The sequence below is a fragment of the Rudaeicoccus suwonensis genome (assembly GCF_007829035.1).
In the GTDB taxonomy this organism is placed as follows: domain Bacteria; phylum Actinomycetota; class Actinomycetes; order Actinomycetales; family Dermatophilaceae; genus Rudaeicoccus; species Rudaeicoccus suwonensis.
On record NZ_VIVQ01000001.1, the window covers coordinates 845,755 to 869,008 of the forward strand.

At 66.7% G+C, this 23,254-nt stretch carries 20 protein-coding genes; 10 read left to right on the forward strand and 10 right to left on the reverse strand.

Going from position 1 to position 23,254, the window contains the following annotated elements; genetic code table 11:
* Positions 1-23: 23 nt before the first annotated feature.
* Together BKA23_RS03890 and BKA23_RS03895 are read right to left on the reverse strand one after the other, a co-directional pair.
* On the reverse strand, positions 24-710 hold the full coding sequence (locus BKA23_RS03890) for an acylneuraminate cytidylyltransferase family protein (RefSeq protein WP_145225657.1): 687 nt from the start codon (positions 708-710) through the stop codon (positions 24-26).
* Entirely contained in the window at positions 707-1,678 is a 972-nt protein-coding gene (locus tag BKA23_RS03895) for a hypothetical protein (RefSeq protein ID WP_145225659.1), read from the reverse strand. Before BKA23_RS03895 ends, BKA23_RS03890 begins: the two co-directional genes overlap by 4 nt.
* A 69-nt stretch (positions 1,679-1,747) precedes the next feature.
* Between BKA23_RS03895 and BKA23_RS03900 the strand changes: the two genes are divergently transcribed.
* From BKA23_RS03900 to BKA23_RS03910, 3 genes are all read left to right on the forward strand, one after another.
* Positions 1,748-2,815, forward strand: a complete 1,068-nt coding sequence (locus tag BKA23_RS03900) for a glycosyltransferase family 2 protein (RefSeq protein ID WP_145225661.1) — start codon at positions 1,748-1,750, stop codon at positions 2,813-2,815.
* Positions 2,812-3,843 carry a prephenate dehydrogenase gene (locus tag BKA23_RS03905; RefSeq protein ID WP_145225663.1) on the forward strand — a complete coding sequence of 344 codons (1,032 nt, stop codon included), beginning with the start codon at positions 2,812-2,814 and terminating at the stop codon, positions 3,841-3,843. Before BKA23_RS03900 ends, BKA23_RS03905 begins: the two co-directional genes overlap by 4 nt.
* A gap of 110 nt (positions 3,844-3,953) precedes the next feature.
* Positions 3,954-5,126 carry a glycosyltransferase gene (locus BKA23_RS03910; RefSeq protein WP_145225665.1) on the forward strand — a complete coding sequence of 391 codons (1,173 nt, stop codon included), beginning with the start codon at positions 3,954-3,956 and terminating at the stop codon, positions 5,124-5,126.
* A gap of 116 nt (positions 5,127-5,242) precedes the next feature.
* On the opposite strand, the gene BKA23_RS03915 is transcribed toward BKA23_RS03910, so the two are convergent.
* The gene (locus tag BKA23_RS03915) at positions 5,243-6,766 is read right to left on the reverse strand and encodes a tyrosine-protein kinase domain-containing protein (RefSeq protein WP_170226361.1); all 1,524 of its coding nucleotides are present in this window, start codon (positions 6,764-6,766) and stop codon (positions 5,243-5,245) included.
* A gap of 220 nt (positions 6,767-6,986) precedes the next feature.
* Between BKA23_RS03915 and BKA23_RS17585 the strand changes: the two genes are divergently transcribed.
* Positions 6,987-7,580, forward strand: a complete 594-nt coding sequence (locus tag BKA23_RS17585; protein ID WP_170226362.1) for an arsenate reductase/protein-tyrosine-phosphatase family protein — start codon at positions 6,987-6,989, stop codon at positions 7,578-7,580.
* Positions 7,581-7,630: 50 nt separating this feature from the next.
* Here the strand turns inward: BKA23_RS17585 and BKA23_RS03925 are convergent, their stop codons facing one another.
* Entirely contained in the window at positions 7,631-9,118 is a 1,488-nt protein-coding gene (locus BKA23_RS03925; protein ID WP_145225669.1) for a S10 family peptidase, read from the reverse strand.
* 120 nt (positions 9,119-9,238) lie between these two features.
* Here BKA23_RS03925 and BKA23_RS03930 point away from each other — a divergent pair, with 120 nt between their 5' ends.
* From BKA23_RS03930 to BKA23_RS03950, 5 genes are read left to right on the forward strand one after another with little or no spacing between them, the layout of a single operon-like run.
* A complete protein-coding gene (locus BKA23_RS03930) occupies positions 9,239-10,540 on the forward strand; it encodes a nucleotide sugar dehydrogenase (RefSeq protein WP_145225671.1) in 1,302 nt (433 codons plus the stop codon).
* Positions 10,537-11,136, forward strand: coding sequence for an acyltransferase (locus tag BKA23_RS03935; RefSeq protein ID WP_145225673.1), 600 nt, complete (start codon positions 10,537-10,539; stop codon positions 11,134-11,136). Before BKA23_RS03930 ends, BKA23_RS03935 begins: the two co-directional genes overlap by 4 nt.
* Positions 11,133-12,221, forward strand: a complete 1,089-nt coding sequence (locus BKA23_RS03940; protein WP_145225675.1) for a DegT/DnrJ/EryC1/StrS family aminotransferase — start codon at positions 11,133-11,135, stop codon at positions 12,219-12,221. The genes BKA23_RS03935 and BKA23_RS03940 overlap by 4 nt, the downstream gene beginning before the upstream one ends.
* A gap of 1 nt (position 12,222) precedes the next feature.
* Positions 12,223-13,206: a Gfo/Idh/MocA family protein gene (locus tag BKA23_RS03945; RefSeq protein WP_145225677.1), complete on the forward strand. Its 984-nt coding sequence runs from the start codon at positions 12,223-12,225 to the stop codon at positions 13,204-13,206.
* Positions 13,184-14,761, forward strand: coding sequence for a hypothetical protein (locus BKA23_RS03950; RefSeq protein WP_145225679.1), 1,578 nt, complete (start codon positions 13,184-13,186; stop codon positions 14,759-14,761). The genes BKA23_RS03945 and BKA23_RS03950 overlap by 23 nt, the downstream gene beginning before the upstream one ends.
* Before the next feature lie 47 nt (positions 14,762-14,808).
* On the opposite strand, the gene BKA23_RS03955 is transcribed toward BKA23_RS03950, so the two are convergent.
* Together BKA23_RS03955 and wecB are read right to left on the reverse strand one after the other, a co-directional pair.
* Positions 14,809-15,825, reverse strand: coding sequence for a D-glucuronyl C5-epimerase family protein (locus BKA23_RS03955; RefSeq protein ID WP_170226363.1), 1,017 nt, complete (start codon positions 15,823-15,825; stop codon positions 14,809-14,811).
* A 31-nt stretch (positions 15,826-15,856) separates the two neighbouring features.
* Positions 15,857-16,936, reverse strand: coding sequence for a non-hydrolyzing UDP-N-acetylglucosamine 2-epimerase (wecB, locus tag BKA23_RS03960; protein WP_145225683.1), 1,080 nt, complete (start codon positions 16,934-16,936; stop codon positions 15,857-15,859).
* Between the two features lie 66 nt (positions 16,937-17,002).
* On the opposite strand from wecB, the gene BKA23_RS03965 reads away from it, so the two are divergent.
* Positions 17,003-18,247 carry a lipopolysaccharide biosynthesis protein gene (locus BKA23_RS03965; protein ID WP_145225685.1) on the forward strand — a complete coding sequence of 415 codons (1,245 nt, stop codon included), beginning with the start codon at positions 17,003-17,005 and terminating at the stop codon, positions 18,245-18,247.
* A gap of 40 nt (positions 18,248-18,287) precedes the next feature.
* On the opposite strand, the gene BKA23_RS03970 is transcribed toward BKA23_RS03965, so the two are convergent.
* Genes BKA23_RS03970 through BKA23_RS03985 form a run of 4 tightly spaced genes read right to left on the reverse strand, consistent with a single transcriptional unit; the run spans position 18,288 to position 23,243 of the window.
* Positions 18,288-19,664 carry an O-antigen polymerase gene (locus BKA23_RS03970; protein ID WP_145225687.1) on the reverse strand — a complete coding sequence of 459 codons (1,377 nt, stop codon included), beginning with the start codon at positions 19,662-19,664 and terminating at the stop codon, positions 18,288-18,290.
* Positions 19,665-19,669: 5 nt separating this feature from the next.
* Positions 19,670-21,958, reverse strand: a complete 2,289-nt coding sequence (locus BKA23_RS03975; protein ID WP_145225689.1) for a glycosyltransferase — start codon at positions 21,956-21,958, stop codon at positions 19,670-19,672.
* Positions 21,955-22,587 (reverse strand): NeuD/PglB/VioB family sugar acetyltransferase, encoded by a 633-nt coding sequence (locus tag BKA23_RS03980; RefSeq protein ID WP_145225691.1) that lies wholly within the window; start codon positions 22,585-22,587, stop codon positions 21,955-21,957. Before BKA23_RS03980 ends, BKA23_RS03975 begins: the two co-directional genes overlap by 4 nt.
* Entirely contained in the window at positions 22,584-23,243 is a 660-nt protein-coding gene (locus tag BKA23_RS03985) for a sugar transferase (protein ID WP_145225693.1), read from the reverse strand. Before BKA23_RS03985 ends, BKA23_RS03980 begins: the two co-directional genes overlap by 4 nt.
* Between the last annotated feature and the right edge of the window lie 11 nt (positions 23,244-23,254).

The window sequence follows — 23,254 nt, forward strand, 5'->3', positions numbered from 1 at the left end:
ATTCGGCCGCCAGTTCGGCCCCTTCAGCCGGTCGGCGAGCTGTTGCGGAAGAGATACTCGGCGCGTTCGAAGTCGTCGTGTGTGTCGATGTCCATACCTTCTGATGTATCCATCACGAACAACCCGATGCGCCCGCCGAGGCGGTTGTGCTCGTGCTGGTAGATCTCGGTGCGGGTGAGGTAGAGCGATCCGGTCTCGCGGTAGCGCAACTGCTCAGGAGTCATGTCCTGTCGCCTCGGACGCGCCTGGAAAGGGTAGAGGGCTTGTACCTGCGGGTCGCGTTGCCACAGGAAGATCTCGGCCGGCACCACGCCGACCATCGAGTCCACCCCGGTTGCGGTGAATTCGGCCACCGCGCGCTGCAGGGTTCCGGGCAGCCGCACCGGTGAGGTTGCCTGCAGGAACATCACGTTGTCCGGCCGCCCCGTGCCGCCGGTGATCACATCGATTGCGTGCTCGATCACCGGCTCCGACGCGCTGGTATCGGTGGCCAGGTCCGGTGGTCGTCTGATCACCGAGGCGCCGAATCGCGTTGCGACGTCGGCAATCTCGTCATCCTCGGTGGAGACGTACGGGTGCAGACCGTCGGTGGCGAGCACCTGCTCGATCGTCCAGGCGATGAGCGGCTTGCCACCCAACGGGCGCAAGTTCTTGCGGGGGACACCTTTGGATCCACCCCGTGCCGGTATGACGGCAGGTATGACGCTCATCGCGCCTGCATCGTTCTGGCCGGCCGGGAGGACCAGTACGTTTCCGTGGACGGCACGTGGTCGGTGCTGGTGAGCCGGCCCTTGGCGTCCAACGGCGCCAATTGCGATGCATAGCAACCGATCCGGGCGATCTTGTCGGCGACATCGACATCCACGGTCAGCTCCGAAAGAGTCAGTCCACGACTGCGGGCGACGGCGGCGGCCTCTGCTGCGCCCCGCTGGTGCCACAGATACGGCAGGTCTTCGTAGAACACCACCCGTGTCGCCGGCGGCTGCGCGCACACCTGCAACGCGATGTCGCGCACGGCCACGTGATCGGGATTCACTGCGAGCCCTCGGCGCTGTGCCCGCCGCCGTCGGCGCTGCAGATCGGCGTGCATCGCCGTGCGGACCGCTTGGATCGCCAGAGCACGTATGCCGTCGCGGCTCGTCGTCGCTGCATCTGCGGGCGCCGCGCTCACGTGCGTGGACAGCTCTGGCTCCGGGCCACTCGACCCGACGACGCGGCTGCGAAAGTCGTTCAATCCCAGTCGTTCCCACAGGGCTGGTGCGACCTGCACGCCGGCACAGACAGGCGCCACCACCGTCCCACCGGGATGCGCGTCCAACCACTGCCGCAGCAGGTCGGCGAACTGGGCCAGGTCGCGCTGGCGATCGGCACCGGCATACCCGCCCTCGACGAAAGGCAACCGCCGCACGGCGAGCTCGGTGCCCTCGAAGGCGGTGGCGTCTTCGGCCAGCCGCGCTGCCATGGTCTGGTCGGAGTCGGCGAATCCGCACGCGAGGTCCCACGGACTGCGCTGCGCCGGGTCGGGTGTGCCGGCGAAGACCGTCCAGACCTCAGCAATGCCCTGCTGCAAGACGGCGGCAGCACTCAGCCACGCATCGTCCAGATGCGGTGACAGCACCAGTGTTTCGCTGTGACTCAGGCCCAGCGGTCCCGCGGCGGCGGCGGCGTGGTGGGTCACGTGAGGTTCCTGTCGGTGATCGGTGGCGGGCGCGGCTCATACTAGAGAGCCGTCATCGTGAAAGGCATCATGACAACCCCTGACGTCAGCGTCATCATCCCGTGCCACAACGCTGCAGTGACCCTGCCGTTGCAGTTGGAGGCGCTGGCCCGGCAGGAAAATGCTCCGGCGTTCGAGGTGCTGGTCGTCGACAACCGCTCCGGCGACGATCCGGCCGCGGCCATCACGGCCTGGCAGGACCGGCTCCCGGCACTGCGGATCGTGCCAGCGGCGGACCTGCCCGGTGCGGCATACGCCCGCAATGTCGGCGTCGCGGCGTCGAGCGCGGATCACTTGTTGTTCTGCGATGCCGACGACCTGGTCGCTCGCGACTGGGTGCGCGCGGGCCACGATGCTCTCCAACACGTCGAGATCGCATGCGGTTCGGATGTCGTCCTGACCGACGAGGAGTTCACCACCGTCGACGCGGTGTGGGCCGACCATCTGGACGCACTGCCCGGTGGCCGGGTCGAGGTCCGCACCGCAGCGATCGACTATCCGATCCTGCTCGGCGGCAATGTCGCGATCCGGCGATCGACCTTCGTGGCCGTTGGTGGCTTCGACGCCGCGTTGGTGTCCGGCAACGAGGACAACGACCTGGCGGTGCGGGCAGAACGCGCCGGGCACCTGATCAACCGGGCTCCCGCGATGCGAGCTGCCTTGCGCGAACGGCGAGGCGCACGAGCACTTTTCGCAAGGTCGCGCGTTGCGGCCCGCGGGCACATCGAGTTGTGCGACCTGCACGACCTGTGGACCGTGTCGCCGCATCTGCGCGGACACGCCTGGCGCCTGGACATCGTCCGCGCGGGCGCAGCGTCCGCGCGAATGCTCATCCGCCCGGCGTCCGAGCGCGACTGGCGGGCGTTGGCCGGGCGGTGGGGTGTGGCGGTCGGGTTCTGGGAGGGCGACCTGCGCAGGCGCATCCCACGCCGACCCCCGCCGGTGCCGCTCATCGGTGCGGGATTACGCAGCGAACAGATCGAGTTCACCTTCGCCGGAACCGCGTCCGACCCGGATCAGCCGGGCAAGCCAGACACTCCGGATGACGCGGACAAACCGGATCAGGTGAGGCCCGAATACGACAACGAGGACACATGAGCGCTGCCACCGGACTACTGTTTCCCGGCGATCTGGCCGGCTGGCAGCACTGGAACCGCCGGCAACGCCGGGTCGGCGGCGCCCTGCGGTCCGCTAAAGCGCGTGTCCGGCCGGCGCCAACCGCGTCGCCGGTGCTGCACCTGCCACCGGACACGGTGCGCACGCTGGTGGTCATCGACGTGCTGTCGCCCAGTTGCCGCGCTGCCATGCTCGAACCACTGCGTCACCTCGACCCCCGGCACACAGCCGTGCTGTCGCCCGTGGCCGACCCCGGCCTGCCCGCGAGCGGTACGTGGCAGCCGCGAGCGTATGCCGGAACCCACGATCTTCCCGCCACCATCGAGACGGTGTGCACCCTCGGCGCCTTCCTGCCGATCGCCGGCCCCGTGTCGCAGTGGGCCAAGCAGCGCGGGATGCGCCACATCGTCGTGCAGCACGGGCTGCTCACCCCGTGGTCGCCGCCGCTGGCCGACGGCGACCATCTGCTCGCCTGGAGCGAGGCCGATGCGGCATACCTCACCGGCGGACACGACGGCGTGACAAGTGAGATCGTCGGCTCCCAGCTGTTGTGGTCCGCCGCGCAACTGCCGCCCGCCGACATACGGGATGACGGTGCTGTGGTGCTCGGCCAACTGCACGGCACCGAGATGGCGCGGCACACGACCTTCGGTGTCTATTGGCGATTCTGCCGCTCGACCGGCGCGAACTACCGACCCCACCCCAACGAGTCCGATGCGGCGAGCAGGGCGCTGCACCGGGCGATGCGTGCCGGCGGCATCAGCTTTGAAGGGTCGGGCGATTCACTCGCGGATCTCGGACGCCCGGTGGTGTCGATCTTCTCCACCGGCACTCTCGAGGCAGCTCAGCGCGGCCTGCCTGCCTGGGTGATTCACCCCGACCCACCCCCATGGCTGCGCGACTTCTGGCACAGATACCACCTCGGTCGCTGGGGCGAGGCGCCCACACCCCACTGGGAGGACACCTCCGAGGAGCCCGCGGCGGCCGTCGCGACAGCGATGAAACAGTGATCACAATGTCGAAATTCAGGCCTTCGTGGTGGTGCAAAAACTTGACATAAGTCCAGTTTCTCAACCGGTGTTAACGTTCGACTACTGACCCGCTGAGGAGCTCCCGAAGTATGTCGATCACTGTTCCGCGGCCGACGCGCATCGTCGAGACGAACACCAGGTCGTCTCGACGACCGCGAGTGGCAATTGCGCACGATTATCTGACGCAGCTGGGCGGTGCCGAGCGGGTTGCGTTGGCGATGGTGAGGGCATTTCCTGAGGCCCCCCTGTATACAACATTGTATGAACCTGATCACACATTTCCGGAATTTCGGAATGTCGACATCCGCGTCACGCCGATGAACAGAATGCGGTATTTGCGACAGAAACATCGTTATGCACTTCCATTGCTGCCGTGGGCGTCCTCCCGCCACTTCATCGACGCCGATGTCGTGATCGCATCGTCCAGTGGGTGGGCGCACGGCTTTCCCACGTCCTGCAAGCGCATCGTCTACTGCCACACGCCGGCCCGGTGGACCTACCTGCCGGACGACTACTTCGGTGAGCGCCAGAGCATGGCTCGCACGATGATGAGTGTGGCGGCGCCGGCATTGCGACGGTGGGACCGGCACGCGGCCATGGGCGCCACCACCTATCTGTGCAACTCGAGCATCGTGCGTGATCGGGTGCAACGCATCTACGGCATCGACAGTCAGGTGCTCAATGCCCCGCACAGCATGATTGTCGACGGCGACCAGGTCGCCGTCGACGAACTTGTGCCGTGGCACAACGCAGACATCCGCCCGTATGTCATGGTGTCGCGGCTGATGCCCTACAAGAACGTCCGGCAGGCGATCGAGGCCTTCCGCATGCTGCCCGACGAGCATCTGGTCGTCGTCGGTCGCGGCCCGCTCGAGGCCGACTTGCGGATGGGTCTGCCGGTCAATGTGCGCATCGTCGGTGGGTTGACTGACGCGCAGTTGCGATGGGTCTACAGCCACGGCGCGGGCATCGTCGCGCCGTGCCATGAGGACTACGGGCTCACCCCGCTCGAAGGTGGGGCCTTCGGGCTACCTGTTCTCGCGCTGCGTGCCGGTGGCTACCTCGACACGGTCATCGAGGGCGTCAGCGGGCTGTTCTTCGACTCGCCCACGCCCGGGGAGATCGCCATGGCGGTGCGCGACAACGCTCACCGGATCTGGGATCACGCGGCCATCATGCGTCACGCAGACCGGTTCAGTGAACGCGAATTCACCCGTGCGCTGCACGCGTCGGTGGACGAGGTCTTCAACCGTTTCGTATGACGCAGTGCGCCGTCGTCGCAGGTCGATGGCGGCGCAGCCGCACGGTGCACACGTGACGCGCTGCCGCACCTCGCGCAGACCCGGACGGTCCGACGCAACGGGCGCCCGGCGCGACCTCACTTGCCCTGTTTGCTGCGCCGGTCTCGTCGTGAGAGGCCGAGTTCCTGATCGGTGATGTTGTCGCCGGCGGTGGCCGGTTGCGTTCCCATCGTGGCCGTAGGTGCAGCCGGAGTGGCCGGTGGCGATGGCTGTGCGGGGGTGGGGGCTGGGCTGTCGCCGTATCCGTACCCGTATCCGTTGTATTTCTTGCCGCTGTAGCCGTATCCGTAGACAGCGGAGCCCATGTTCTTGGGCGGTGTGAGGTTCATGACGCCACCGAAGAGGCGTCCGCCGACCTGGGTGAGGATGCGGGCGCACAGGCGGATGTGTTCGGCGCGGGTGCGGCCGACGTGCATGACCAGCAGGGCGCCGTCGGCGGAGCGGGCCAGCAGTCCGGCGTCGGTGACGGGCAGCAGCGGTGGTGCGTCGATGATGACGAGGTGGTCCTTGGACAGCTCGGTGATCGCGGTCTCCATGCGGCGGGAGCCGACGAGTTCGCTGGGGTTGGGCGGGATGCGTCCGGCGGGGATGACGACAAGGTCGGGGGTGGTGGTGGGTTGCATGACGTCGTGCAAGGTGATGTCGCCGGCGAGGGCTTGGGTCAGGCCGATGCTGCCTTCGAGGTTGAAGATGGTGGCGACCATGGGTTTGCGTAGGTCGGCGTCGATGAGCACGACGGGTTGTCCGGCGGCGGCCAGGACGCGGGCGAGGTTGGCGGCCACGGTGGATTTGCCTTCGCCGGGGTTTGGGCTGGTGACCACGATGCTGCGGGGGTGGCGGTCGACGTCGATGAAACGCAGGTTGGTGCGCAGCATGCGCAGGGCCTCGGCTGCGTTTCCCAGGCCGGTGTCGCCGCGGTAGTCCTCGGCGAGTTCGGGGACTTTGGGGATGACGCCGACCACGGGCGCCTCGAGGTGGCGTTCGACGTCGTCCTGGTGGCGGACACGGCTGTCGAGTTGGCGGCGGAACGCAGCCCACAGGTAGCCGGCGACCAGGCCCGCGAGGAGGCCTTCGGCGGTGGCCTTCTTGAAGTCGGGGGAGAACGGCAGGGAGGGGGTGGTGGCGTTGTCGAAGGGGTAGATCCGCACGCTGGGTTGGGTGCCGGCGGGTTCGCCGGTGGTTTCGATCTGTGCTGCTTCGTCGCGGGTGGCGTTGACGGCGGCGTCGGCGAGCTCACGGGCACCGTTCGGGGTGGATGAGATCGCGGTGAAGTTGATGACGGAGCTGACGGCGCTGACCGAGGCGCTGATGGATCCACCGGGCGCGTTCGGGCCGAGGGCTTGTGCTGCGCGTTCGGCGACCGGTGCGCTGGAGGCCAGTGCGGCATACTCCTGGGCTTTGGTCTGGGCGAGGCTGACACCGTTGAGTGCGGAGCCGGTGTTGTCGGCGCCACCGGCGGAGACCAGGCCCTGCGCGGTCGCGGAATACAGGGTCGGTTTGGTGAAGGTGTACCCGAACATCAGCGCCCCACCGACAATCGTGAACAACAGCAAGAGCAGCGCATTCGTCCGGCTGAAACGAACGAAGTCTGTGACCGTCACGAACGAACTCCTGCGAATGTGTGTTTCAGGTGCACTGAAAATGTTCGGGTTGCACGACTTACCAATCACCCAGCCTATCGGGCGGGGCAAAAGTCGGAGCGATCCGAGTATTGCCTGTGCGTGTGTCGGTGTGAATTTTGTTCCGTATGTCGATCGGTCGTTCGCCGACCGCACCGGGGGGTGCGGGCTTTTTGCGGTAAAGGTTGTCAGACTGGATGCCATGAAACCCGGACGCATCCTCGTGGTTGGTGATGGGAACGTCTGTCGCTCGCCGGTTTTCCACCTTCTTCTGGCTCGCGCCGTGCAGGGCACCGGCGTGATCGTGGGCAGTGCCGGTCTCACCGCGCTGCCGGACGACCCGATCGAGCGGGCGGTGCAGCACGCGTTGGTGTCGCGCGGGATCGAAGCGGCATATTTCACCGCTCGCGAGGCGACCCCGGAGTTGCTCGACTCCGCCGACCTGGTGCTCGCGGTCGACCGCGTCGTGCGGACCACGACAGTGCAGTACGCCCCGGCGGTGCTCCGTCGCACCTTCGCCGTGGTCGACTTCTCCGAACTGCTGTCCCAGAGCACCCGTGATCGGCTCTGGACCTTCCGGGGGTCGGAACAAGCGCCCGCCGACGGTTTGGTGGACGAACTCGTCAACGTGGCCCACCGCCGCCGGCCGGACGTGCAGGGGGTGTCGGCTGGTCAGGCACGCATCGTGGCCCCGGTCGACCCCGCTGGTATCGAGCGGTTCATCGACAGCGCCGAGGCTCTCGTACGGCCTATTGCCGACCGCCTTTTCGAGATGGCGTCGCAGACCGGACAGTGATTCCTTGAGGGATGACCCGTCGCTGGACGGCGAGCGACGGGTCCGGCAGGTCAGACCGTGTGGCGACCGATGGCCCGCTCGACGAAGTCGGCGAGGTCGGCGCCCTGCTGCTCACGGCTGGGTTCGTGGACGTAGGTCATGTGCCCCGCTTCGTAGTAGCTGTGCTCGATGTTCGCCAGCAGTTGCTCCGGGAGTTGCAGATGAGCGACGACGTCCTGTGCAGCGAAATAAGGTGTCGCGCCGTCGTAGTAGCCGTATGCAAGGTGCACCCGCAGGTGTGGGTTCTGGCGCATCGCGCGCTCCAGCCGATCGACGACATACACCGGCTTGCCTTCGAATTCCTTGTAACTCCAAGGGTTCACGGCTTCGGAGATGACACGGAACGGCCCGTCACCGGGATAGCCGAGCTCCGTGCGCACGTAGTGCTGGAAGGCCGCGGCATACGGCCCGGTCAGGGCATCCATCGACACATCGGCATCCATCAACTCCGCGATGCCGCTCGCCGCGGGGCCGACGAACCGGGAGTCGATACGGCCCACGGTCCTCCCCTTCTCACGAAGCAACTCGCCGAAATAGCGCCAGTGCTCGACACGCAGATTGGCCCGGTCGACATACTCCTCGCTCAGTCCGGTCAGCCGGGCGATGGTGGCGACGGCTGTCGCGCGCTCCCCGGCGGTGAGCCGGTTGCCTCGCGCCAGCGCCCACGGATAGTCGCGCGTCGCGTATGACTCCGCCTGCGCGAGCACCTCCTGCAAGGTGAGTCCGGGGTGTTTGCCGTGGTAGTGCGCGGTCGCCGCATAGAAGGGCAGGTACAAAGCGAACGCGCGGTCGTTGCGGTGGATCTCGAAGTCGAGCGTGCCGAAGTCCAGGACCGACGAGATGAGCATGATGCCGTTGAAGTACATGCCGAATTTGTCCTGCAGCAGATCGACCACGGCGACCGCGCGCGTCGTGCCGTACGACTCGCCGGCGATGAATTTCGGTGACAGCCAACGATTCTCACGGGTCACCCATTGCCGGATCACTTCTGCAACCGACTCGATGTCTCCGGTGAAGCCATGGAACTGCTGCGGCTTCTCGCCGTCGGTGGTGCGTGAATAGCCGGTAGAGATCGGGTCGATGAAGACGAGATCGCTGACTGCGAGCAGGGTCTCCGCGTTGTCGACGATGTCGTATGGCGGTGGCAGCAATGCGCCTGCGTCGCCCATCTGGACTCGTCGCGGCCCCAGGAGGCCCATGTGCAGCCACAGGCTGGCGCTGCCGGGTCCGCCGTTGAAGGCGAAGGTCACCGGGCGGCTGCCGGGGTCGGCGTCATCGACGACGTATGACGTGATCGCAACCTCCGCAGTCGCCCGCCGCCCCTTCCAGACGCCGTCGTGCAGATCGTCGCGGCGCAGCACCACCGTGCCGGTGGTCGCCGTGTAGCGCAGCGGAGTCCGGCCGACCTGCAGTTCGTGGTGCGTCGTGACCAGGGCATCGGCCGGTTCGATGTGCTGGGCCGGTGGGATGGGCGCTGTGTCGGCGGGATCCTGACTCACGACTCCGCAGACTACTCGTGAGTCGTCCGCCCGATTCGGTGCGAAGGGTCGAGGCGGCTAGATTGTGCTCGCGTCCGGGCACGGGACCGTGCCGATGTTGCAGCCAGGGAGAGGCTTGTCTTGAAGGTCACCGTTGTCGGTCTGGGAAAGATCGGTTTGCCACTCGCAGTCCAATTCGCCAGATCGGGGGCCGAGGTCTTCGGTGCCGACGTGAACCCCGCGGTGGTGGATCTGGTCAACGCGGGCAAGGAGCCCTTCCCGGGCGAGGCTCACCTGGGGGAGTACCTCGGTGAGGTGGTCGCACGGGGCACCTTCACCGCCACCACCGACACCGCCGATGCGGTCAGCCACAGCGATGTTGTCGTGGTCGTCGTGCCCTTGTTCGTGGACGACGAGGCCCGCCCCGATTTCGGCTGGATGGACTCGGCTACCGACGACATCGCCCGTGGCCTGCGCCCCGGCACGCTCGTGATCTTCGAGACGACCTTGCCGGTCGGCACGACGCGCACCCGCTGGAAGCCGAAGCTGGAAGAAGGCAGCGGCCTGCGCGAGGGCACTGATTTCGATCTGGTCTTTTCCCCGGAGCGCGTGCTCACCGGGCGCGTGTTCGCCGACCTGCGCAAGTACCCCAAGCTCGTCGGTGGTCTCACCGCCAAGGGAGCGGCCGCCGCGACCGCGTTCTACGAGCGGGTGCTGCAGTTCGACGAGCGCCCCGATCTGGAGCGCGGCAACGGCGTCTGGGATCTGGGCTCTGCCGAGGCCGCCGAGATGGCCAAGCTCGCCGAGACCACCTATCGCGACGTCAACATCGGCCTGGCCAACCAGTTCGGCCGGTTCGCCGCCGAGCACGGCATCGACGTCTATCAGGTGATCGACGCCAGCAACTCCCAGCCCTACAGCCACATCCACCGGCCCGGCATCGCCGTCGGCGGTCACTGCATCCCGGTCTACCCACGGCTCTACCTGTGGAACGACCCCGAGGCGACGGTCGTGCGCGCCGCTCGTGCAGCCAACGCCGAGATGCCGGCATACAGCGTCGGCCTGGCGGCAGGTGCCTTCGACGGCAGCCTTGCCGGCAAGAAGGTCGCGGTGCTCGGTGCGTCCTACCGGGGCGCGGTCAAGGAGACCGCCTTCTCCGGAGTCTTCGCGACCGTCGACGCCGCCCGGGCTGCCGGTGGTGAGGTGGTCGTGCACGACCCGATGTACTCCGCCGACGAGCTGGCCCACTTCGGTTGGCAGTCCTACGAACTCGGCGAGCCGGTCGATGTCGTCATCATCCAGGCCGATCACGCTGAATACCGCGAGCTGGGCAAGGACGACCTGCCCGGCGTCGCGCTCGTGGTCGACGGCCGCCGGATCCTGGATGCCGCGAACTTCGACGGCGTCCGCGTCATCGTCGTCGGTCAGGCAGAGCAGAAATGAGCGTCCGCGTCGTCGACTCCGCAGACGTCGCAGCCTCGGCCCAGATCGGCGACGGCAGCAGCATCTGGCACCTCGCGCAGGTTCGGGAGGACGCCGTGCTCGGCGCCAACTGCATCGTCGGGCGCGGGGCGTATGTCGGCACCGGCGTGCACATGGGCGACAACTGCAAGCTGCAGAACTACGCCCTGGTCTATGAACCCGCAGTGCTCGAAGACGGCGTCTTCGTCGGACCGGCCGTGGTCTTCACCAACGACCATTTCCCTCGGTCGGTCGCGCCGGACGGATCGCTCAAGCGCGGTGACGACTGGGAGGCGGTCGGTGTGACGTGTCGCGAAGGCGCTTCCATCGGAGCTCGGTCGGTCTGCGTCGCGCCGGTCACCATCGGCCGGTGGGCGCTGATCGCCGCCGGTTCCGTGGTCACCCGCGACGTGCCCGACTTCGCCCTGATGGCCGGCGTGCCCGCGCGTCGCATCCGCTGGGTCGGCCGTGCGGGTGTTCCGCTCGAGCAGATCACCGAATCGACATACACCTGCCCGCAGACGGGCACCACCTATACCGAGAACCACGGAGTTCTCACGGAGGACAACGCATCATGAGTGACTTCATCCCGCCCGCCAAGCCGCTCATCGGTGACGAGGAGCGCGCGGCCGTCGATCGCGTGCTGCGCAGCGGCATGATCGCGCAAGGCCCGGAGGTCAAGGCGTTCGAGCAGGAGTTCAGCGAGCACTTCAAGCTCGGACGCGCCTGCGTCGCAGTCAACTCCGGGACGTCCGGTCTGCACCTCGGTCTGCTCTCCGCCGGGGTCAAGGCGGGCGACGAGGTCATCGTGCCCTCGTTCACGTTCGCCGCGACCGCCAACGCGGTGGCCCTGACCGGCGCAACCCCGGTGTTCGCCGACATCAGCGCCGACGACTTCTGCCTCGACCCCACTGCCGCCGAAGCCGCCATCACCGACAAGACCGTCGGCATCATGCCGGTGCACCTCTACGGTCACCCCGCCAAGATGGAGCAACTGATGCAGATCGGCCGTGATCGCGGCCTGCACGTCTTCGAGGATGCCGCTCAGGCGCACGGCGCCGCACTCAACGGCACCCCGGTCGGTGCCTTTGGCACGTTCGCGATGTTCTCGCTCTACCCCACCAAGAACATGACCTCCGGCGAGGGCGGCATGGTTTCGGTCGCAGACGCCGAGATGGAGCGGAATGTACGCCTCTACCGCAACCAAGGCATGGAGCAGCAGTACCACAACGAGGTCGTCGGCCTGAACAACCGGATGACCGACATCAACGCCGCCATCGGCCGGGTTCAGCTGACCAAGGTCGACGCGTGGACCAAGCAGCGTCAGGACAACGCCGCCTTCCTCACCGCCAACCTCGACGGAGTCACCCCTCCGCCGGTCGCCGACGGCGCGGTGCACGTCTACCACCAGTACACGATCCGGGTGCACGACGACCGCGACGGTCTGGCCAAGGCGCTGAAGGAGGAGTACAACATCGGCTCCGGCATGTTCTACCCGGTGCCCAACCACCGCCTCAAGCCGTTCCAGGCCGACGTCGACCTGCCCGCCACCGAACTCGCTGCCCGCGAGTGCCTGTCGCTTCCGGTGCACCCGTCGGTGACGCAGGCGGACCTGGAGCGCATCGTCTCCGCGGTCAACACCCTGGCGAAGGCAGGTGCCTGACATGGCGAACCTTCGCGCCGGTCTCATCGGTGCCGGAATGATGGGGCGCAACCACGCCCGCGTCCTCGCCTCGCTGGACGGTGTCGACCTCGTCGGCATCGTCGATCCGAACGGTGATCAGCACGGCGTCGCCGGCGGTCGACCGGTCTTCAACACCGTCGAGGAACTCGTCGAGCACGGCATCGACTACGCGATGGTCGCCGTTCCGACCGCCTTCCACCTGCCGGTCGGTATGGCGCTGGCGGAGGCCGGCGTCCACGCGATCATCGAGAAGCCGCTTGCCGAGAACGTCGAATCGGCGACCGCGCTCGCCGAGGCGTTCAGCTCCCGAGGGCTGATCGGCGGCGTCGGTCACATCGAGCGATACAACCCGGCGCTGCAGCAGGCTCGCAAGCGGATCGAGGCCGGTGACCTCGGCGACGTCTACCAGGTCGCGACCCGTCGCCAGGGCCCGTTCCCCGGACGGATCGCCGACGTGGGCGTCGTCATGGATCTCGCTACCCACGACATCGACCTGACCGCCTGGGTGACCCAGCAGACGTATGTCGAGATCTTCGCGCAGACCGGTCATCGCTCCGGCCGCGACCACGAGGACCTCGTCGCCGCCACCGGTCGCCTGTCGAACGGCACCGTGGTCAACCACCTGGTGAACTGGCTGTCGCCCCTGAAGGAGCGCACGACGATCATCACCGGTGAGAAGGGCACCTTCGTGGCCGACACGCTCACCGCCGACCTGACGTTCTTCGAGAACGGCAAGGTGCAGACCACCTGGGACGAACTTCGGCAGTTCCGTGGGGTGTCCGAGGGCAACGTGATCCGCTTCGCGATCCCCAAGCCGGAGCCATTGCGTGTCGAGCACGAGCAGTTCCGCAATGCGGTGCTGGGGCAGCCCTGCGACATCGTCACGCTGGACCAGGGTCTGGCCACAGTGCGCACTGCATTTCGCTGCATAGAATCCGGTCGTGGAGGGAATGCGAATCGATAGGAGGGACCTGCTCAAGGTCTCCTTCGGCGGGGCGGCGGCGCTGGCACTGGCCGCCTGCCAGCCGCTGACCGAACTCCAGGTCAGGACCTCCTTCGACCAGTTGCTGCTGCAATTGGAGCAGCAGGAGCCGGAGCTGTTCGCCCCTACCGCCGACGCCACCGACGGCATGGTGGCCTGGGGGACGTCATACGTGCTGCAGGCACTCAACGAACGATTTTTGCGGACCGGCCGCACCGACTACGCCGACTTGTTCGTGCAGGTTGCCGACTGCGTCCTGAACATCCGTGATTCGGTGCTGCAACGACGCGACTGGACCGGCAAGGCCCTGCCGATCTGGACGGTCGCGTCGGTCTACACCGCGATGCGCGCCAACGTCACCGACGCGACCGGCACCGTGCTGGCGATCTTCGCGCTGGCGCCACTGGCCCATGCGAAGAGCTACACCATCCACGTGCTCCCGGGCACCAGTAGCTTCGACGTGCGGGTGCTCGACAACACCGGCAAACAGGTGGACTCGGTCACGGGGCTCACGATGGACCCGACATCCGCGTCCTACGCGCCGCGCGTGCTTCGACGCCGGGCGCCGACGACGATGTCGATGACCTGCCAGGACGTTCAACGATCCGGCGCGATGCCGGTCGCGCAGACCGTGGTGCCACGAAGCGCGCGGGTCGGATTCGCCGTACACACCGGCATGATCGCCTCCCCACTGATCGAGTTCTCCACCTCGGTCGCCAAACGCGGCATGAGCAGCAGGTATGGCGCCGATGCCGCTCGCTACGCACGTGCCGCAGCGAGCGCGTGGCTGGTCCACGCCGACGAGGTCACCACGGACAGTCGCGGCACCTACGTCAAGACTCCGCGTGGCACGCCGGTGCGGTATGACGGTGCGGACGTGCCGCACAACCAGGCGCTGGCGCTGGCGCGACTCGGTCTGGGTGTCGGCGCCCACCTGCCGTCGGCGCGCACCAGTGCGACAAAGATCTTCCAGACCTTCGCCGCCGACGTGCGGCAGGCCGGTGCGGGACTGACCTGGAACTACTTCTGGACCAAAGGCGTGTGTTACCGCGGGTATTCGGCTGCCACCGGGATCTCCCAGTATCTGCCTGCGATGGTCGGCAATCACGGCCCGGAGGACACCTCGCACGGCGCGATCGACGTCCTTGCTGTGCTGCAGGCGCTCGATGCCGGCATCGACCTTGGCAAGGTCACGGTGGCGTCGTTGCAGGCGACCTTGCGGTCACTCACCCTGGCCAGCGGATTCTCGACGATCGTGAGTGAGGTCGAGGGTTCGACCAAGGGAGCACGCAATGCGCCGCTCTGGTCCGCGGTGCTCCCGCCGGATCAGCGGGCGAGCTATCTGATGATGCAGCAGGACATCCTGCACCACGCGCCGCCGCGGGGGTCCGATCTGCTCGGAGCCGCGTATGCCGATGCGTTGTCGCCGAGTTCGTCGATCCCGGCGTCGGTGACGCCCACCACGTCGACGCCGTCGTCCTCGAACGGTTCTTCACCCTCGCCGACGGCATCACTGACGACGCCGCTGAACGACTGAAGGCCCGTTCCTCCACTCGGAGGAACGGGCCTTCAGGTCGGCGCCGATCAGAATCCCGGGTCGAGTCCTGCCCCGACGAGTGGCGCGGCCTGCGCGCTGTAGAGGCTCGGCGACCCGGCAACACCGGCACCAGGGTATGGCGCCCACAGGTTGGCGTAGAACGCATACACGGGGTTGGGCGCGAAGGAGTTGATCGCGTTGAGCAGCATGACATGGATCTTGTGATAGTGCAGCGCCTCGTGCACCGGACGGGTCGGCTTCGTCAGGTGCCCCAGGTGGTAGGCCGAGACCACGACGCAGTCGTGATAGGGCAACTCGAAGGCAAGGGTCGTCAGGCCCGCGCTCAACAGCGGCTTGGCAGCGGCGATGCCGTAGGCCTGCGCGTCATACAGGCCGACCAGGCAGAACTGGAAGCCGTTGAGCGCGTGAGTGGGCGCGGTGACTGTGGGGTACTCCTGGTACTGCGGGTGACCGTAGAAGTCGGCGACGAAGCCTCCGTTGGCGATCGTCTTGGTCATCGGCGCCAGCGCCCGGGTGGCCGCGGCCGCGTAGTTGGGTGATTTCGGGTACTGCCGTGCCATTCTGGTGAGCAGCGAGATTGCCTGACCCTGCGCCATCGCGGACCCCCAGCCGGCCGGGAGGGTCTCCGACATACCACCCACGCCGAAGGGATAGCTGTAGTTCCAGCGTCCGGTGGCACGGTCCTGGTTGGTGAACAACCAGCCCGCCTGGCGGACCGCCGCGGTCAGATTGGCCTGCTTGCCGCTGGTGAGGTAATAGCCGTACTGCTGCAGGCCGTACTGCGCGATCGTCGTCGGGTTGTAGACAAACGCGGATCCCAGCTTCACCTTGATGATGCCCTGGGCGTCGAACTGCACGTTGCTGCCGCTGCCGATCGGGCTACGGCTGTCGTAGTCAAGGTAGGCACCGGCCGGGTTGTACGCGCCGTTGATGGGCGGGGTATTGGTCGGTGTCGCCGCAGCTGCGGATGACATGTTCGCTGCGACGGGAACGATCCCGGCTGCGGTCACACCGGTCACGACGGTTCTTCTGCTGATTGCCATGTGTTGCAACTTTCCCTGATCACGGTCCTGCTCAGGATCGAGCGCTGGATGTGCTTCCGCAGAAGTTCGCGAGGGCATCGACGACACGTTCGGCGGCGTGGCCGTCACCGTATGGCGTGGCGTCGGTCTCTGTCGGGGCGTCCCGCGTCACGAGGGCGTCGATCATCGACGGCTGTGTGGCAAGGGCATTCCAACCGAGTTCGACCGTCTCCACCCATTCGGTCTCGGTTCGCACGGTGGTGCATGGCGTCCGGGCAAGGAAGGCTTCCTTCTGCAACCCGCCGGAATCGGTGACGACCCCTGACGCCTTGCACAGAGTAGCCACCAATGTCTGATAATCCAAGGGTTCGACGGGCTCGATCGCGCCTTGGTGCAGGTCGATCCCGAATTCCGCGCACGTGGCGACCAAACGCGGGTGCGCGGTCAGCAGGACCGGGTGGGGAAGCCGGCTCAGCGCCTCGATGATCGCGCGTAGCCTGGCCGGGTCGTCAGTGTTCTCGGCGCGGTGGATGGTGGACAGGTAGAAGTCACCGGCAGTGGCGGTCGCCGGCAGTGCCGCCATCGAGGAAGCCTCCGCCAGCGTGGTCAGGAAGACATCGGTCATGACGTCACCGACCAGGACCGAGCGGTCCGACAGGCCTTCCGCTGCGAGGTGGTTCATGGCGACCTGTGTGGGCGCTAGACAGAGATCGGCCGCGTGGTCGGTGATGACGCGGTTGTGTTCCTCCGGCATGCGACGGTTGAACGAGCGCAGACCGGCTTCCAGATGAGCGACCGGTACATGCATTTTCACGGCGCTCAATGCGCCGGCGACCGTCGAATTGGTGTCGCCATAGACGAGCACCACATCAGGAGTGAAACGCTCCAGGCACTCATCCATTCCGGCGAGCATCGCACCGGTCTGCCGCCCGTGTGTGCCGGAACCGACTGCAAGGTCGACGTCGGGTGCGGAAATTCGCAGACCACTGAAGAAAACGTCCGACATTTTCGCGTCATAATGCTGACCGGTGTGGATGATGATGTGTTCTGCGCCGGCCCCTGCGAGGGCGTGGTCAATAGGGGCTAGTTTGACAAATTGCGGACGGGCACCGACAACGCTCAGAATCTTCACCGGAAAATCCTACCCTGGGTGATTAGCAGTCCGAGGTACGCGCACTGGTGTTGGTAGGGTGCGACGGTGAGCGGCACATCATGGCGGAGAGCCAGTCTGACCGTTCTCATCGGAAGCGTCGCCGGCTTCGGCATCAACCTGCTGCTGACGCCCGTCCTCAGTCGCGTGTACTCGCCGGCGGTCTTCGGCACCTACTCGACGATCCTGGCCGTCGGCTCGTCGATCGTCGGCATCTCCACCTTCCGCCTGGAGGTGCGAGCCCAGGGTGAGGCGGACGGTCACCGGGCCGCCGGGATGCTCCACCTGGCCTTTCTCAGTTCGCTGGGTTGGTCGATCGTGGCGACGGTCGTGGGCGCGGTCGCGGTTTCGTTCGGTGCGCCACTTGGTTGGGCACTGGTCGGGGTCATCGTGTTCACCGGATCCCTGCAACTTGTCGGCACCGCGATCTGGGTGCGACGCCAGCATTACCGATCCCTGGGAGGTGCGAACTTCATCCAGGGAGCCGGCACCGGTATCGCGCAGGTCGCGATCGGGCTGTGGCGTCCGATCGTCGGGGTCCTGGTGGTCGGCTTCGCAGTGCCGCGACTGGTGTGGTCGCAGCCTTACCGGGACCTTGTCCGCGACACCGGAGGTGCCCGTGGACTGTCCTCGGCGTGGCGGTACAACCGTGCTTACGCCATGGTCGCCGGCACCAGCGCCGGTGTGAATTCCCTTGCTGGGCAAGGCTTCGTCGTTTTGGTCGCCGCGATGTACGGATCGGTGGGTGCTGCCCTGGTTGCCATGGCGATGCGCATCCTGGTCAGCCCGTTGACGATCATCGGCCAGGCGGCTGCGTCGGCCGCGGTGGGCGAGATCGGCAGCGCGATGCGCAAGGGGGAGTCTGGTCGTTATCTGCTCGGCAGGGGAGTGCGCGACCTCGGATTCTTCGGTGCTGTGCCGTGTGCGGTGGCAGCGATCGCCGCCCCCTACCTTGCTCCGCTGGTGCTGGGCCGCCGCTGGACAGAGGTCGGCATCATCACCTCGTGGATGGCGCTCGGTGCTTTCCCTCAGTTCGTGGTCGCGCCGTTCTCACAGTTGATGAACATGTCGGGTCGGTCCAACCTGATGCTGCGATGGGATATCTCGCGCCTGATCGCAGTGGCGTTGACCATCACGGTGCCGCACGTGCTCGGTGCCGGTGTCGTCACGGCGGTCGCCGCGTTCTCGATCAGCCAGGTACTGCTCTACGCGGGGCTGTTGCTGATGGTCCGTCGTGCAGTGGAGGTCGGAGCGCAGATCGCCCGCGAACCACGCCACCTTGCGGAACTGTGACCGACTGCTCCATCCCGGGGCGGCACCGGCCGACGGAGAATCAGGTCTCGGCGGCGTGCGCGGCGGGGGCTTTGACCACCACGGATTCAGTGCTCCACCGTTTTCCTTTGACGACTGCCGGCATGAACAACATGAGCACCAATGCCACGATTCCACCGTGCGTGGAAAGGACGGTCAAAGTCGCCGTGTTAGCGGCCGCGACCAGGACCAGAGTCAACGACGGAGCGGAAACCTGCAACGGCAGATGCAGTGATGCCTTGTCGAATATGCGCAGGAAGACGCCGAAGATCGCGGCCATGAGAATGCAACCGAGAATTCCGAAGTTCGCATATCCATCGGCGACGAGATTCGCATTCGCCGACACATTCGCCGAGCCGTAGTAATGCAGACCGATGAGACTGGCCGGCGACAGATCGTATGGCGGGGCTCCAGTGAAGGACAGAACGCTGTGCTTGAGTTCGTAGTTCGGGTTGTGCGAGAAGAAGTCGAAATACAGGGCGGTGTTCAGTCCGGCGGTCGCCAAGGCGCGACGAACGATCAGTGTCGTCATCGCGAACGATCCAGAGAAGAAGTCGAAGACGGCGGCGACTGCGACGGCTGAGCCGAGTGCGATCAGCCACGACCGCCCCGAGCGAACGCTCGGTCGGCACAGAACGTATCCCACCAGCGCGAGCAGGACGCCGACGACGTAGCTCTTGTTTCCGGTGATGCTGTAGAGCACCAGGATGCCCATCGACGCGGACCCCACCAGGATGAGATTGCGACGGTAGAGTCCCACCGCCAGCACAGCCGGCAGCGTGCCCGATCCCAGCCATCCCACGAGGTAGGACCCGAGAGCGGTGACATTCGAGGAGAAGTCGTCACGCTGGGAGTACACATCCGACAGGCTCAGCACCGTCGGCGAGATGCCGGTGCTGCGAATCAGGTAGACGATCCCGCCGACGGAAACCACCAGCAGCACGAGCCAGAAGACTTCTGGGGGCAGCTTCAGGCCCGGCAGCGGAACCCGGCCGCCCGCGAGGCACAGCCGCATCGTTGCGAAGGCCGCCAGCGTCGTCACTTGCAGCGTGAGTACCCCCGAGGCGGTCAGCGGACCCCAGAACACCGGTATGACGATGATCGGCACGGCCACCGTCGCCACCAGGAAGGTGTAGGCGACGTGCGAGGGATAGCGCCACTGCGGATAGTTCATCGACCCGAGGATGAGGAGCATGACGCCGCACTGCAGCACATCGACGAGTGACCAGTTGCGGGCGTCATACCCGAGGTAACGGAATGGGCCTGCGATGAAGTGGGACGTCACGACGACGATCAGCGCGCCGTACAGCACCGTGATGAAGGCGCCGCGACGTTTGCGGCCGGCGGTCGCGTCGTCGTCGGGGCGTGTGACAGCCGCCAAGTGGGAATCGAGTTGCATCACCATCAGGATTCCAGAAGTTCGTGGTTCATCGCGACCAGTCGGGTGGCTTCGCCCTCGAACGAGAAGCGCTCCTCGACAGCACGCCGCCCGTTGTCACCCATGACCGCAGCTGTCTCCGGATCGTCGAACAGCTCCGCCATCGCGGCGGCAACGGCCGCCGGGTCGGTCGGGTCGACGAAGAGCCCGCAGTCGAAGTCGCCCAGCATGGTGCGCCAGTACTCCAGATCAGATGCGATGAACGGGCGCCGGGCAGCCATGTACTCGAACAGCTTCGTGGGCTGGCACTCCATGTGGTTGGGGATCGGGTGGAACAGCACCAGCCCGACCTGCGCATCACGCACGATACCTGGCACTTCGGTCGCCGGGCGGATGCCGAGATAGTCCACGTGCTCGGCGTCCGCCATGATCGCACTGCTGTCGGCGGTGGCAGGGCCTGCGACGGTGATGTGGGCCGGCGGCGTGAGTGAGCCCGCTGCTGCGACCATCTCGGCGGCGCCACGTTCGAGGCTCAACCCGCCGACATAGGACAGTGTGCGCTCGGGGGCGGTGTCGTATGCGGTGGCCGCCGGAAAGTCCCGCAGCCACGGGTAGTTCTGCACCATGACCGTGCGCGGATTGCTGAAGTTGCGCGCGATCGACGGGGTGGCGGCGACGATCGCGTCGCAGCGACCGTCGGCAAGCTTCTCCAGACGGCGCGCGAACGCCGCCACGGTGCGACGGCTCCAGCGGGGCAGATACGGCTTGCCCATCACCTGCTTGGGCAGATCCTCGTGCGCGTCGAAGACGACCTTGCCGCGAGAGATGGCCTTCCAGGCGAGCGCGACAGGAATGAGTTCCGGGTCGTGCACGTGCAGGACGGACGGCTTGAGGCGACGCACGGTGCGCAACGCGTCGACCGGCCCCACCGTCATTCGCAGCAGTCTGTTCTTGCGTTTGTGCAGCGCGTGGATCGGCACCTCGGAAACGGTCTGGTCCTGCGGTGCGCACGCCACGACATGCACGTCGATACCCGCCTCGCGCAGGGCGACGCATTCCTTGCGGAAGATCCGGTTGTCGGTGGGATTGTGCGCGGTCGTCAGGTGGATCACCTGGGGGGATGTGGTCATCGCAGTTCTTCCTGGGTGTTGCGTTGCTCGGGCCTGGCCCAGCACCTGCGCCAGCGTCTGTGCGGCGCTGCTTCTCGAAAACCGTTCGGTGACGATGGTGCGGGCCGCCGCGGCCCACTCGCCGCGCTGCTGCGTGCCGGCGGCAGCAACAGCCGCGACGAGTTCCGGCAGCGAATCCGGCGCTCCGGTCCGTCCGGCCTCGCCGTCGCGCACCACCGCTCGCAGGCCTTCGCCGGCATTGCTGACGGTCGGCAGACCGGCGGCCATGTAGTCGAACAGCTTGTTGGGGCTCATGCCCGTGGTCAGGATCGGCAGCGGTTCGATGCAGTGGATGCCGATGTCGGCAGCGGCCAGCAGTCGGGCGAGTTCCGGCTTAGGCAATGGGTCCAGGAAGCGCACATTGGCTGCATCGGCAGCGGCGTCCTGCAGGCGCGGCTTCTCACTGCCCGAACCCACCAGCACGAAATCCACATCCGGGCAGGCGCGCGCTGCATCCAGCACCATCTGAAGGCCGTTGGAGGGGCCGTGCGCGCCGGCATACACCGCCGTCACGGTGTCGAAACCGAACTCGGTGCGCAGGGCTGAACGCTCCTCGGTGACCGTGAAGTCGTCGACCTCGGTGCCGTTGGGTATGACGGTGAGCTTCTCGCGGGGCACGCCCAACGACTCGAAGTGCTCCTCCCACCCCGCGGTGACCACAACGATGCGGTCGGCATGCCGGTAGATCCACCGCTCGAGGGTCAGCAGGGCCGAATGCACTTTGCTGCCCCGCCGCAGTGCCCCCGCGCCGACGATCGACTCGGGCCACAGATCGCGGATCTCGACGATGAACGGCACCCGGCGGGCCCGTGCGACCAGCCATCCGGCGACCGGCGTGAGCATGTTCGGGCTGGAGGCGTAGACCGCATCGAGCCGGCCCTCGGTCACGCCGACGACGGCGGCCTGCGCGGCATACAGCCCCCAACCGGCCATCCGGACCAGGCTGGTGCCCTCATAGGACGGCACCGGCAGCAGCCGGAAGCGGGCGTCGTCGGTGGCGTACTTCAACTGGGTGTTGTAGTTGTGGTCACCGGCGACAATGGTGGGGGTCCATCCGTCGACCCGGCCGAACAGATCGATGTGGCGGGTGCCACCGCTCTGGTCACGGGGCAGGGCGAACTGATTGAGGACGAGCACACGCTTCATCGCGCTGGGACTCCTTTGACGGTGCGATCAGGCTCGACGTCGCTCACGACGACGGCACCCGCCCCGACCACGCTGCGCGCGCCGATGGTGCGACCCTGCAGGATCGTGGCGCTCGCGCCGACGGTCGCCCCCGACCCGATGGTGACATTGCCCGACACGCAGGCCTGCGGGTTGAGACGGCTGTAGTCGCCCAGGCTGCTGTCGTGACCCACAGTGACGTTCTGGTCGAGGTGTGCATGCCGGCCGATGGTGATGGCGGTGCTCACGCGACTTCCTGGTGTGACGACGACTCCGGGGGCCAGAGACACGTCGGCGCCGATCGTGCTGTCGGGGTGGACGATGGTGGCCCAGGCGCGGACTGCGAAACGCGCGTCGAGATTGCGACGCACCGATGGCGACCCGATGGCGATGACTGCGTGCACCTCTGGGGCGCACCCGTCCAGCCAGTCGGTGTCACCCAGGAGCTGTATGCCGATGCGCTCGAGCGCATCGCGGCTCGCAGCGGACGGCGCATCGTCGAGCACGCCGAGCAATTCGAAGGTGGGCTGCACGGCGTTGATCGCGGCGACGATGGAGCAGACCTCACGGCCGAATCCGCCGCACCCGACGACGACCAGGGGGGTCGTCACGTCGCCACCGCAGCGGTGGTCGCGCCGGAACGAGTCGTGGATTCGTCTGGGGGAGTGGCCGATTGGTCTGGTTCGTCGGCAGCCGCGCCCATGAACTCGTGCATTGTGGTGATGCCCTCGGCCGAGATGCCGTCCCGCTTCAGCACCGCGCGAACGGTGCCCGCGATGATCTTCAGGTCGCCGAGCAGGGTGTGGTTGTCGACGTACCAGACGTCGAGCTCGAACTTCTTCTCCCACGACAGGGCATTGCGGCCGCTGATCTGCGCCAGTCCGGTCAGCCCTGGGCGCACCTCGTGGCGGCGCGCCTGCTGCGCGGTGTAGCGATCGAGGTAGCGCACGAGCAACGGGCGCGGACCCACCAGCGACATGTCGCCGCGGATGACATTCCACAGGGTGGGCAGTTCGTCCAGGCTGGTGGATCGCAGGAAGTGCCCGAGTGGGGTGATCCGGTCGTCGTCGTGCACCTTCCCGCGTTCGGGGTCGACGTCGACCATCGTGCGGAACTTGTGCAACGTGAAGATCTCGCCGTTCAGCCCTGGACGTTCCTGGTGGAAGATCACCGGCCGGCCCATCGACCGCGCGACGGCGGCGGCGATAGCGCCCTGCACCGGCAGCGTCAGCACGAACACCGGCCCGGCGAGGGCAAGGTCCATCATCCGTTTCACCG